The organism is Bythopirellula sp. (assembly GCF_041737835.1).
GTDB lineage: Bacteria > Planctomycetota > Planctomycetia > Pirellulales > Lacipirellulaceae > Bythopirellula.
The window spans coordinates 1-12,110 of the sequence record NZ_JBGSQY010000032.1 but is presented as its reverse complement, the minus strand read 5'-3'; the positions used below and the strand labels follow the sequence as shown (position 1 = coordinate 12,110).

Below are 12,110 nucleotides of genomic sequence, written 5' to 3'. Positions count from 1 at the left end.
AACTCACGGTGCGTTAGCGGACGCTGCCAACCACGCCGCGCTTGTCGCTGTCTTTGGAATCAAAGTTCGTGACCAACGCTTCGGTGGTGAGCATCAAACCGCTGATGCTGGCCGCGTTCGACAGGGCCGTCTTCACGACCTTCGTCGGGTCGATGATGCCTGCCTTGACCATGTCGACGTACTCACCCTTGTTGGCATCGTAACCAGTGTTCTGCGGCTTGCGGCTCACCTCGTCGGCGATCACGCTGCCATCCAGTCCACAGTTGTCGGCGATTTGCTTGAGCGGAGCATCAAGCACGCCGAGGACAATATCGACACCAATCTTCTCGTCGCCCTTGCAACCCGACTTCGCGGCTGCCACGGCTTCCTTGGCACGCAGCAAAGCCACACCGCCGCCGGGGAGAATTCCTTCTTCCACGGCTGCACGAGTCGCATGCAGAGCGTCTTCCACACGGGCCTTCTTTTGCTTCATGTCGGCTTCGCTGGAAGCACCAACCGAAACAATCGCCACGCCGCCGGTGAGCTTCGCCAAGCGTTCTTGCAGCTTCTCTCGATCGTAATCGCTGGTGGAAGCTTCAATCGCTTTACGAATCTGATCGATCCGCTTCGAGACGTCGGCCTTCGCACCGGCACCTTGCACAATCGTGGTGGCTTCCTTCGCGACGGTGATCTTCTTCGCGCGGCCCAATTCAGCCAGAGTGATATTCTCGAGCTTCTTGCCGAGGTCTTCGCTGATCACCGTGCCGCCGGTCAATGTGGCAATATCGCCAAGCATCGCCTTGCGACGGTCACCAAAGCCGGGGGCCTTCACCGCACAGATGTTGAGAATGCCACGCAGCTTGTTCACCACCAAGGCTGCCAGGGCTTCCCCTTCGAGGTCTTCGGCAATAATCAACAGCGGCATCCCCTTTTGGCTCACTTGCTCAAGAATCGGCAGCAAGTCGCGCAAATTGCTGATCTTCTTTTCGTGAATCAGGATGCAGGCGTTCTCCAGCACGCATTCCATATCGGCCGGTTGGTTGATGAAGTACGGCGATAGGAAACCCTTGTCGAACTGCATGCCTTCGACAAATTCGAGGGTCGTTTCCATCGACTTGCCTTCTTCGACCGTGATCACGCCGTCTTTGCCGACCTTTTCCATCGCATCGGCGAGCAGATCGCCAATCACGCGGTCGTTGTTCGCACTGATAGAACCGACTTGAGCGATTTGCTCTTTGCTCGTGACGCTCTTGGAGATCGAATCCAAGTATTCCACGGCGGCTTCCACGGCTTTGCGAATGCCGCGCTGCACGGCCATGGGATTACTGCCCGCTACGATATTGCGGGTCCCTTCCTTCAAGATCGCACGAGCGAGGACGGTGGCCGTCGTCGTGCCGTCGCCGGCGAGCGTCGAAGTCTTGTCGGCCACTTCGTGAACGAGCTTGGCACCCATGTTTTCAAACGGGTCTTCCAGCTCAATTTCCTTGCTGACGGTCACGCCGTCTTTGGTGACGGTCGGTCCGCCAAACGACTTGTTGATAATGACGTTGCGGCCCGTAGGACCCATCGTCACCGCGACCGCATCGGCCAGCTTATCCACGCCTTTGAGCAATTTGCTGCGAGCGTGATCTTCGAACATCAATTGTTTTGCCACGTTAAGAAATCCTTAATTTGTGCCTAACGAAAGTGTCAAGCGTTGTATTGGGTTCAATGTCAGTCGTAGGTGGTCAGTTGTGGCTTGAAATCAACTAACGATTGGCGACTGACCACTGACAATTAAACAACTTTGGCCAAAATGTCGCTCTCGCGGAGGATCTTGTATTCCTCGCCGTCGACTTCGACTTCCGATCCGCCGTACTTGCCGTAGATGACCTCATCGCCCACCGCGACCGACAATTCCCCGCGCTTGCCGCTGTCGAGCAGCTTGCCGCCGCCGACGGCGATCACCTTGCCACGTTGGGGTTTTTCTTGAGCCGCATCGGGCAGCACAATGCCCCCCGCGGTGACTTCTTCAGCTTCCGAAGGCTTCACAACAACTCGGTCGTCCAAAGGACGAAGATTGATTTTGGCCATGATTGGTAGTTCCTTATTCGAATATGTTTTGTATTGATTTAAATCGTATTAGGTAGGATCGCGAAACTAGGTGAGTAGGTTAGTAAGTGAGTAAGTATTAATTGACTTACTCACCCCTGCACTTACTCACTCCTCCTTACATCATCCCCGGCATGCCGCCCATGCCACCCATTCCCATGCCGCCCATGCCTCCCATTCCACCCATGCCATGGTCATGGTGACCACCGGCGGCTTCTTCCTCTTCCTTGGGAGCATTCACGATCAATGAATCTGTGGTGAGCAGCAACGAGGCCACGCTCGCGGCGTTTTGCAGCGAGGTGCGAACCACCTTGGCGGGATCAATGATGCCGGCTGCGACCATGTCGCAGTAATCATCTTTGTCGGCGTTGTAACCGTCGTTTTTACCCTTCGATTGACGCACGCGATTGACCACGACCGCGCCATCGACACCGGCGTTCTCGGCGATGTAACGCAGCGGATAGTCGAGCACCTTGCGGATGATCTCGACGCCCAAGGCTTCGTCGCCTTCGAGGCCTAGCTTGGAAAGAGCTTTTTCGCTCCGTAGCAAAGCCACACCACCACCGGGTACGATCCCCTCGGCCAAGGCGGCTTGAGTCGCGGCACGAGCATCTTCCAACAGAGCTTTGCGCTCTTTCATTTCGGTTTCGGTCGCGGCACCGCAGTTGATTTGAGCCACACCGCCAGCCAACTTCGCCAAACGCTCTTGCAGCTTTTCGCGATCGTAATCGCTGTCGGTCGTTTCGATTTCACGGCGAATCTGCTCGGCACGGCCTTGGATGTCATCCTTCTTGCCGCCGCCACCCACCATCGTGGTGTTGTCGCCCTTGATGATCACTTTGCGGCACTTGCCCAAATCGGACAACTGGATGGCATCGAGCTTGATACCCAGGTCCTTGAAGATGGCGGTCGCGCCGGTCAAGGTGGCCAGATCGCCCAGCATCGCCTTGCGACGATCACCATAACCGGGGGCCTTCACGGCACAGACGTTCACGATGCCACGCATCTTGTTGACCACCAAAGTCGCGAGGGCTTCGCCATCGACGTCTTCGGCGATAATCAACAGTGGCTTCGAAGCCTTGGAAACGGCTTCCAGAATGGGAACCAAGCTCTTGGCGTTGGAAATTTTCTCTTCGTAAACCAGCACCAAGCAGTTTTCAAATTCGACCGAAAGGTCGTCTTCATTGTTTACGAAGTGCGGCGAAAGATAACCGCGATCAAACTGCATGCCTTCGACAACTTCGACAGTCGTTTCGTTGCTCTTACCTTCTTCAATGGTGATCACACCATCTTTGCCCACTTTGGCAAAGGCTTCGGCCAACACGTTGCCGATCGAAGGATCGTTGTTGCCGGCAATCGTGGCCACTTGTTGCAGGCTCTTCTTATTGGAAACATCGACGGGCTCGGCAATCTTGCCAATCGCGGCCGAGATGGCTTCCACGGCCTTGGCGATGCCACGGCTCAAGGCCATCGCATCGGCGCCCGCGGCGAGCATCTTCAAACCTTCCCGGAAAATGCCTTCGGCCAGTACAGTCGCGGTCGTCGTGCCGTCACCGGCAACGTCGTTGGTCTTGCTGGCGGCTTCTTTCACCAACTGAGCGCCGAGATTTTCGAACGGATCGTCGAGCTCAATGTCTTCGGCGACGGTGACGCCGTCTTTGGTCACCTTGGGAGAACCCCAACCCTTGTCGAGCACCGCATTGCGGCCGCGGGGGCCCAGGGTACTGCGAACGGCACGGGCGAGTTTTTCGACGCCTGCCGCCAAGGGCTTGCGTGCTTCATCCTCGAATAGCATTAACTTGGCCACGTTTTACTCCTCAGAAATACGTTGACTGGCTCTACCGAGCCGGAAATTTGATGTCAGGCCACCTGTCGGCGGCCGCGATTAAAGTGTGATTTGATCGTGCGGATGTTAAAACTCTCTCGCCAATTTGGCAGGCGTACCGCTACGTGCGTACCTCAAAACGCAAGCACCGTGCCAGCTTCGCCAATCCCGCTGCGAGTCTCGATAACCCCCGAGTTTTCCCAAGGTTTTGACGAATCAGGAAGTTACTGCTCACTTCCGCGTCGCCTCTGGAAACGTGTCATTTTGGCAGTTTCTTGGCTCGAGCGTAAGGAGGTGTTTTCAGGCTCTGGCACGGAGCTTGCTCTAAGCAGTCGATACACCTCGGACGATAGGAACGCGCTAATCACCCAACCCCCGCAAGTTTGATTTTGGGTTCTCCCAATGACCATCATCTCGATGGTCGGCGTTTCCTTCGAGGCATAAGCTCTTCCCTCCCCCGCAGTGCTTAGCTAGTCGCTGGATCTCGTTAGCGAGACCCATACCCAGGCGTTTTTGCCTGAATTCCCGCTTGCGACATGGTTTTCCCTTACCGGTTAGCACCTAGCTGTTTGTAGCGAGATAGCGCTCAAACGCCTGTTTTGAGCAACCAAAAAACACCGCCGCACTGGTTGGGCGTTCGCCGTCTGGGTCATTGTAAGTTTCACCATTTTGGTGAAACGATGGCCCCAATATGGTGATGCGCCCGTAAGTCTTTTTATAGCAATGGTTTGCGATTATATTTTCTTGATGGTCAAGAATCGATCATGCGGTCAATTGCGTTTAAGTGTTTATCCAAAAACACTTTGCGACATTTTTCGTGGCATCCACTCTTTTGCAAGATGTCTCACCTTGATCCAGCATGATAGGCGACAAGTCAGAAAAAATTCCTCGGATTGAGGGCGAACGAGGCTGCTCAATTCGGCAGAAAATCCTATCCCCGTTTGGATTTAGAATCGGTTAAGTGTTTATTCAGTTGGCATGAAGCTGGTTTTGGCACGACCATTGCCTTTGCTGGCACTGTTCAAGCTGTTCGCGGGCCGGGCGCAACAGGATAAGGCAAGGTATTTAGAACAGGGAATACGACTAATGAACGCTGAACAGTTTCTGCAAGACAACGACGATGAATCGTCTGTCCAATTCTCTTCACGCGCTCCTCGTCATCGCAGCGCGACCGAGCCCGATCGTTCGCGTGCCAAACGGCGCAACTTCAAGAAACGATCCGCCCCCTGTCCCGTCCGCGGGATGGCCCACCGCCGCAACAAGCCGATGGCGTGGTAATTCGCTCGTACTGACTTGTAGTGTACATAAGATCAGTTATAATTCAGGCGGCCCAGCAACTTGGAGATCCGCCATGACTGAGATTCTAGACCGCACCGAGGTTTCGCGTTCTTCCGACCAGACCGTCCCTGCCTGCGAAGTATCGCAGGATGAGTTACGCGAGCGATATCAAGAACAGCAGCAACGCTTAGCCTGCCCCAGTTGCGGCGAAGATCCGTTTTTGGGTTAGTCGTCGCTGGGTTGGTCGACATTCGGTTGGTCGATAGAGTCGCTCAGTTCCAAGACCGCGAAGGTGGGGCGATGGTCCGAGGCCATTGTTTCGCCAAGTACTTGCGTTTCCAGAACCTGCCAACGATTGGCTGGGCGAAACATCACGTAGTCGATCTGCTTGTAGGGGCAGGGCGCCGGATACGTCGGTGCGTAACGGCAGCCCGCTCGCGTCCAGTGTTGCCCAAGAATCCGCAGCGTGCGGCTTTGCGGTAAGGCATTCAGATCGCCGATCAGCAGGGCAGGGGTGTCGCCGCGATTCTCGATCAGGGCATTCACTTCTTTGGCCGAAGCGAGCCGTTCGCAACTGTTGGGGCGGGAATCGAAGTGTGTTGCGAATAACAGCAGCGCTTCGTCATCCGGCAATTGAATTTCAACTTCCAATACGCCCCGTTGTTCACCATCGTAATAACTCCGAAGCGGGTGATTCTCATGTCTCACAATCGGAAACCGCGACAACAGCACGTTTCCGTAGCGTCCCCCTTGATACGGAATGTTATCGCCAAAGAGGACGTTCATTTCCGTCAGTCGCGCAAGTTCCTGCGGTTGATCAAGCCCCAGGGTTCGCTCCGTGCCGGAATCCACTTCTTGCAGCGCCACGAGATCGGGTTTCGCTGAACGTATGACGCGGGCGATCCGTTCCAGGTCGACAATATAATCGCGACCCTCGCCGTGGTGGATGTTGTAGCTCAACACCCGGAGCGTTTGAGCTTCTTCAGCTGTCAGAATGCTGCTGGCCAACAGGCTGATTAAAGCTGCAAGACTAAGCAGAATTTGCGAACGCATGAGGGGCGTGAATGGTGATTAGGGATGTCGTTATCTTGCTCACACCATGCTCTGCTTTCAAGTTTCTACTTCGCGAAAAGCCAAGATTTAACACGCGTATCCACTCGTTCATTCAACTTCCCCCGACACGTCACAGCCGTTAGAATGCGGCCACGATTTCAACCAATTGAGAGCTTGGCGGCCTGGGGAGATTGATGGATTATTTTTCCGCGCTGATCCAGTCCGCCGCCGATGCGATGTTCATGCCCTGGACCGTCGGCATTCTGCTGTTTACCGGACTGTTCTTCACGTTCCGCCTTGGATTTGTCCAACTTGTTCGTTTGCCCGAAGCCGCTCGCACGATGCTCCGGTCACAGCAATCGAGCACCACCGGTGCGCTCTCGCCCATTCAGGCGTTCATGATGGCGCTGGCGGCCACGATTGGCACGGGGAATATTGCCGGTGTCGCCACGGCCATTGTATCCGGCGGACCGGGCGCTTTGTTTTGGATTTGGTGTTATGGCTTCTTTGCGATGGCAGTCAAATTCGCCGAAGCCGTGCTGGGTTTGGAATTCCGCATCTCCAACGGCGAGCAAACATTAGCCGGCCCCATGTATTACTTGCGCGATGGCATCAAGTCGCCCGCCCTCGCGTGGATATTCGCGCTGATCGCCGGACTCGCCTGTTTGTTCACCACACCACTCACTCAGCCCAACTCCGTGGCGGTCGCCGTGGGGAGCCAACTCGATCGCTCGGTCGTGAAATTCGATGATTGGATCGTGTGGGGCGCGAATATCAATCCCAATCGGTTTGCCATCGGTTGTGTGTTGGCCGTGCTGACATGGCTGGTGATCGTGGGGGGGGTGAAGTCGATTGGCCGCGTGGCCGAGTGGCTCACTCCGCTCAAGGTGGGGCTCTACCTGTTGGGCGGGCTCATCGTGATCGGCATGCATATCACCGCTCTCCCGGAAGTGTTGTCGCTCGTGTTTCGTGAAGCGTTTTCCTTTCGCGCCGGCATTGGCGTGGCGGGGGGCGTGAGCATCTGGACTGCATTGCGCTACGGTCTCGCACGCGGGGCCTACGCCAATGAAGCGGGTTACGGCACCGCGGCGGTCGTCTATGGCGTGGCCAAAAGTTCTCGACCGGAACAGCAAGGTCTCAACGCAGTGATGGAAGTCTTCATCATCACCTTTGTCACTTCAACGATCAGCGCTTTGTCGATTTTGCTCACCGGTGTATGGAACAAAGGCGAAACCAGTGCGGCTGTTGTGGCCGATGCTTTCAACATGGCGATGCCGACCGTGGGTGGCTGGATGCTGGCGATCTCAGTGCTCTTATTCGGCTACACGACACTCATCGGCTGGGCCTTCTACGGCGAGCAATTCTTGGAGTACCTCTTCGGCCCGCGAATCATCATGCCCTACCGCTGGCTGTACTGCGTGCTGATTCCCTTTGGCGCGGTGGCCAAAGTCGACACCGTGTGGGCCTGGGGCGATATTCTCAACGCCCTACAGATTTTCCCCAACCTCGTGGGCTTGTTCTTGCTAAGTGGCTTAGCGGCAGCCGCGGCGAATAGGCTGGGAAAAGAAAAAAACTGAGCCCGGCGGGATTCGAACCCACGACCCACGGATTAAAAGTCCGATGCTCTACCGACTGAGCTACGGGCTCTAGTTCTTATTCTGTAAGGGTTTACGTCGATTTTTTCTGGTTGTCGTTTTCTAGTTGACTCCCGATCTGACACCACCCTACAATAAAGCCATCTAAGTGACACCCGCTGGATTACGGCCAACGGGTGTCAGTCACACCTACTCACTGTTAAACGAATGAGGTGCAACGAATGGCTGATTCTACAGCAAAAGTGCGTCCAAGTAAGCCCCGTGAAGACTTCCCACTCTTCCCGCATGCCTCCGGTCGATGGGCCAAAAAGGTAAAGGGCCAACTCCGTTACTTTGGATCGTGGAAAACCGACCCCAAGGGAGAGGCAGCCAACAATCTGTGGCTCGATCAAAAGGACGATCTTCTCGCAGGCCGCGAACCTAGGACACGTACCGACGGGCTGACGGTTCAGGATTTATGCAACGAATTCTACGACGCCAAGGAAAAAATGGTGGCGGCTGGAGAACTATCGAAGCGTAGCCTGGACGACTACGAGCGGACCTGCGAGCGGGTTATCAAGGCCTTTGGCAAGAACCGGCTTGTTGTCGACCTGACACCCGCTGATTTTCGGAACCTGCGATCTGACATCGCCGAGAAAAGTGGCCCCGTGACCCTGGGGAACGAAATCACGAGAATCAAGGTGGTGTTTAATTTTGCCTACAAGGACGATCTGATCGACCGGCCAGTTAAGTTCGGTTCGACATTCAAGCGGCCATCCCTGAAGGTGCTACGGGAACATCGTCAGGCGAAGGGTGAGAGGATGTTCACGGCACGCCAAATCCGGCGACTGCTGAAGGCTGCTTCACCTGGGATGCGGGCGGCAATCTTGCTGGGCATTAACGCCGGGTATGGCAATGGCGACATCGGCAAGTTGAAGACTGCCGCCCTCGATCTTCGCCGTGGCTGGGCGACGTTCCCACGACCGAAAACTTCAGTAGCTCGAAAATGCCCGTTGTGGCCTGAGACGACTGCCGCCTTGAAAGAAGCCATGGCAATAAACCCCAAGCCCGCACGGCCCGAATTTGAAGGCTTGGCGCTACTTCAGGAGACTGGCTACGCATGGTCGAAAACGGATTCGGCAGACTCGCCACTGTCGAAAAACTTCCGCTCGCTGTTGGACTCGCTGGGGATGTACCGACCGGGTTTGAGTTTTTATAGCCTACGCCATTGCCATCGAACTGTCAGCGACGGTGCCGGTGATGCTGGTGCCAGTAATGTTTTGATGGGTCATGCGTCTAGCCATATCAGCGAAAGCTACATCGAAGGCCGTGACGATGATCGACTCGTTGCGGTGTCGAATCATGTCCGGCGTTGGTTGTTTCGTCGTGGTGCCGATGCTCCTGCATGGCAGCCCGTGAAGGGAGGGCGGGGCGATGAGTGAAGACAAGCAAAAAGCTCTCGCCCTGGTTGGCGATGCCTTGGCGGGGAATGATCTCGCCGCTATTCGCCATCTCTGGGCAAAGCGTTTTGGTCGAAAGCTCGAAACCTACGATCAAGTCACAGACTGGTTGTGTACCGAAGGGGGAATGAACCGTTCGACCGCTGCGGATGTGTCTTTGCGTGATGCGGTGAGGATGTTACAGGGACCAGATACAAGTTGCCTGAAGCAAGTCGAGCGCGAGATTCTTGCTGTACTCGACAGAGAAGAGTTTCTTTCCGGTCGTGAAATCGAAGACAAGTTGAACGGGCTGCATTCAAACGATGTTATCCGCAAGCATCTTCGCCCTGCGTTTCCGTTGCGCTCGATGGGGTTCGTGGAGATGAAGGACAATCATCGAGGGTATCGCAGACTAATGTGACAAAGTCGTCACTTTGCCGTCACAGACGCCAAATCAGACATCGGTAATGATTCTTTCAGCACAAAAGGAATCAAGCCGATGTCTGTTTTTTTTGCCGAAGTGCCGAGCCATCTACAAACCGCCATTGATGCGGGCATGCGGTATTTAGTCGCCACTCGCCGTCAAGTCTGGCTGGCATCCGATCAAGCGATCTTCACGCCTGACCCAGCCCAACAAGGCGGGGGTGCTGAGTTTCACGTTATCGACCTGTGCCACTTTGCGAAGCTATTCGAGAGGGTGGGCGATGGCCGGGACTGCTTTACGCACGCCGAGCTTCAGCAAGTCACTCGCCTCAACGAAGTAGTGCTTAATCGCCTGCTTCGCGATGCTAACATCCAAGAAATCGGCGGAACCTACGATCTGCAAGGCACGTTCGCAGCGATTATTTGCAGCGTGTTGATGCGTAAAGGCGTTCCATACAAAGTAGCTGCACGAGCTGCCCGGTTTGCTTTGCACGGGGAGGCCAACCTATGCAAGAAACCCTAAGCCCGCCCGAATATGCTCGTCGTCTGGGGGTAAAGCATGAACGTGTTCTAGGCTGGATTAAGCGTGGCGAACTGGCCGCAATCAATGTTTCAGATTCAGGACGTAGACCACTTTGGAGAATCCGCCTAGAGGATGTCGCAGACTTTGAACGGCGACGATCTTCGCAACCGCCAGCACCGAAGCCGACGAAACGACACAAGGGACGCCTGAGACCCGGAGTGAAGGAGCACTTTTAATGAAACTTATCGACCATGTAGCCGCCGAACAGAAGCGGGCTGAAGGGCTTAATCGCAGTCAACGCGCTCTGATCGCCGTCAGGCTCAAGAACGATTTCAGAATGCTGAAGCCGTCCCTTGGACGTACCGACGGCAAGCATAATTCCACCAAAGCCGTCGCAGAGCTAATGGGCCTGTCGACAGCAGCAATTCACGAAGCCGATCAACTACTGCGGTTCGCTTCCGACGATCTTGTCGCAGAAGTCGAGCAAGGAAAGCTGAGCCTCTCAAAAGCACTAGCGCGGGTTGGCAGGGTCAGAAAACCCCGCCTGCAAGAACTCCTCCGCTGCTGGAGATTGTGTTCCGAGTCAGAGCAAAGAGAATTTGCCGAAAAGTTTTTGGGAAAGATTTCAGAGACCATTAACCCTGAATTACGGGAGGCCCAGTCGTGACACAACTATCTGTCGGTTGATGATTCTCCCCAAGGCATTGCGCGTGAGATTCGCAATATCGCCGCGTGGCTGGAATCGCAGGCGGACACGCTAGAAGAACAAACAAAAACCGCCACGGGTGCTGATTCCCGTGGCGGTTGAATACCAGAGTGTCAATTTGACTCACTTGGCGGCGATCAAGTTGACATATGTCGAAAGTGGAAGCATCGACTGCGATAATTATATCGCAACATAGGTTCCCAACAAGTAGGAAATCTTGCAAATGGTGAGGAATGCCTACGAACGAACCATGCGACCCGTGCCACTGTGATGGGTGGTGTCTCGACGCACGAGCGGTTGAAAGACTTCTCGTGACGCGGTGGAAGATCGGAGTTACCGGAATTGCTGTTAGTAGTTGTCCCCACTTGGACTAACAGCAAGCAACGACAGTGAGCGTTGACGGTTGGCCGCAAGGCTCGTTTAGCAGACACAGTAGTCGCAACGCCAGATTCCAAGGGGGAGGTACGCTCAGACCCCTCAGTAGGTTTTCCAAATGTATCAGTCGACTTGTGAATCCTGCAAAACAGTGACCAACACCCGGCGTTCTGAGTGGAAGAAGGGACTGCTTGCTCCGTGTTGCTCCCGCTGTGGAAGAAGGCTAACAAGCCGGGGAAAGTTGATGACGAAGAAGGCCGCCACTGCGAGGCCCAAACGGGGCGAAGCTCTCAAAGTGGATAACAAGTTTGCTGAGTACAAGCAGCAAGCAGCAGCGCATGGCCTGGACCTGAGAGTCAGCCAAGTGAGCGGGAAACGCTGGGACCACTGCCATGTCATGTTCAACAAGGGTAAGCACCGGATAGCCAACTGGTGGCCTAGCAACGGGACAGTGACTATCGGACCAGTGAAGACGAAGGCTGACAATTTCGCTGATGTAATAACGCTGATCCAGGGGTATGGTGGGATTAACAAAACTGATACTGAAAATTTGACCAGTGAGCCGAACCAATCAAACGTGATGCCAGCGAATCACGACTTAATTAGCACTGCGGATATTGAGTCCGTTGGCCAAATCGAGAATAGCACTGGAAAACAAGGCACAACAGTGATGGCCTGACACCTGGAGGCCGTTAGATGCGGGTGTCAGTCTCAATAACAAATCAGCAATCTTGATAAGTCATGGCAACAGTAGAAGACAAACCGAAGTCATTGCCGCAAGAGTTTCAGGCTGGCAACACTGCTGCCGTTGGTCACGGTGCTCCATTGGCCAACACCAACAGCG

13 protein-coding genes and 1 tRNA gene are annotated in these 12,110 nt (G+C 55.0%); 9 read left to right on the top strand and 5 right to left on the bottom strand.

What is annotated here, in order from left to right; translation table 11 throughout:
• Nucleotides 1-13 precede the first annotated feature (13 nt).
• From groL (AC6T8Q_RS10695) to groL (AC6T8Q_RS10685), 3 genes are all read right to left on the bottom strand, one after another.
• A complete protein-coding gene (gene groL / locus AC6T8Q_RS10695) occupies nucleotides 14-1,633 on the bottom strand; it encodes a chaperonin GroEL (protein WP_500679074.1) in 1,620 nt (539 codons plus the stop codon).
• 122 nt (nucleotides 1,634-1,755) lie between these two features.
• Nucleotides 1,756-2,052, bottom strand: coding sequence for a co-chaperone GroES (gene groES, locus AC6T8Q_RS10690; RefSeq protein ID WP_496919127.1), 297 nt, complete (start codon nucleotides 2,050-2,052; stop codon nucleotides 1,756-1,758).
• Nucleotides 2,053-2,188: 136 nt separating this feature from the next.
• Nucleotides 2,189-3,865: a chaperonin GroEL gene (gene groL / locus AC6T8Q_RS10685; protein ID WP_500679150.1), complete on the bottom strand. Its 1,677-nt coding sequence runs from the start codon at nucleotides 3,863-3,865 to the stop codon at nucleotides 2,189-2,191.
• A gap of 1,116 nt (nucleotides 3,866-4,981) precedes the next feature.
• Here groL (AC6T8Q_RS10685) and AC6T8Q_RS10680 point away from each other — a divergent pair.
• Nucleotides 4,982-5,173, top strand: coding sequence for a hypothetical protein (locus AC6T8Q_RS10680; RefSeq protein ID WP_500679073.1), 192 nt, complete (start codon nucleotides 4,982-4,984; stop codon nucleotides 5,171-5,173).
• A gap of 73 nt (nucleotides 5,174-5,246) precedes the next feature.
• On the top strand, nucleotides 5,247-5,402 hold the full coding sequence (locus AC6T8Q_RS10675) for a hypothetical protein (protein ID WP_500679072.1): 156 nt from the start codon (nucleotides 5,247-5,249) through the stop codon (nucleotides 5,400-5,402).
• On the opposite strand, the gene AC6T8Q_RS10670 is transcribed toward AC6T8Q_RS10675, so the two are convergent.
• Nucleotides 5,399-6,226: an endonuclease/exonuclease/phosphatase family protein gene (locus AC6T8Q_RS10670; protein WP_500679071.1), complete on the bottom strand. Its 828-nt coding sequence runs from the start codon at nucleotides 6,224-6,226 to the stop codon at nucleotides 5,399-5,401. The genes AC6T8Q_RS10675 and AC6T8Q_RS10670 overlap by 4 nt on opposite strands.
• A gap of 194 nt (nucleotides 6,227-6,420) precedes the next feature.
• On the opposite strand from AC6T8Q_RS10670, the gene AC6T8Q_RS10665 reads away from it, so the two are divergent.
• On the top strand, nucleotides 6,421-7,803 hold the full coding sequence (locus AC6T8Q_RS10665; protein WP_500679070.1) for an alanine/glycine:cation symporter family protein: 1,383 nt from the start codon (nucleotides 6,421-6,423) through the stop codon (nucleotides 7,801-7,803).
• Here AC6T8Q_RS10665 and AC6T8Q_RS10660 read toward each other — a convergent pair.
• Nucleotides 7,801-7,873: transfer RNA gene (locus AC6T8Q_RS10660), tRNA-Lys, on the bottom strand. The genes AC6T8Q_RS10665 and AC6T8Q_RS10660 overlap by 3 nt on opposite strands.
• Nucleotides 7,874-8,042: 169 nt before the next feature.
• On the opposite strand from AC6T8Q_RS10660, the gene AC6T8Q_RS10655 reads away from it, so the two are divergent.
• From AC6T8Q_RS10655 to AC6T8Q_RS10630, 6 genes are all read left to right on the top strand, one after another.
• A complete protein-coding gene (locus tag AC6T8Q_RS10655; RefSeq protein WP_500679069.1) occupies nucleotides 8,043-9,242 on the top strand; it encodes a tyrosine-type recombinase/integrase in 1,200 nt (399 codons plus the stop codon).
• Nucleotides 9,235-9,660: a hypothetical protein gene (locus AC6T8Q_RS10650; protein ID WP_500679068.1), complete on the top strand. Its 426-nt coding sequence runs from the start codon at nucleotides 9,235-9,237 to the stop codon at nucleotides 9,658-9,660. The genes AC6T8Q_RS10655 and AC6T8Q_RS10650 overlap by 8 nt, the downstream gene beginning before the upstream one ends.
• A 78-nt stretch (nucleotides 9,661-9,738) precedes the next feature.
• Entirely contained in the window at nucleotides 9,739-10,185 is a 447-nt protein-coding gene (locus tag AC6T8Q_RS10645) for a hypothetical protein (protein ID WP_500679067.1), read from the top strand.
• Nucleotides 10,170-10,421, top strand: coding sequence for a helix-turn-helix domain-containing protein (locus AC6T8Q_RS10640; RefSeq protein ID WP_500679066.1), 252 nt, complete (start codon nucleotides 10,170-10,172; stop codon nucleotides 10,419-10,421). Before AC6T8Q_RS10645 ends, AC6T8Q_RS10640 begins: the two co-directional genes overlap by 16 nt.
• Entirely contained in the window at nucleotides 10,421-10,852 is a 432-nt protein-coding gene (locus AC6T8Q_RS10635; RefSeq protein WP_500679065.1) for a hypothetical protein, read from the top strand. Before AC6T8Q_RS10640 ends, AC6T8Q_RS10635 begins: the two co-directional genes overlap by 1 nt.
• A gap of 658 nt (nucleotides 10,853-11,510) precedes the next feature.
• Entirely contained in the window at nucleotides 11,511-11,945 is a 435-nt protein-coding gene (locus AC6T8Q_RS10630) for a hypothetical protein (RefSeq protein WP_500679064.1), read from the top strand.
• The last annotated feature ends 165 nt before the right edge of the window (nucleotides 11,946-12,110 follow it).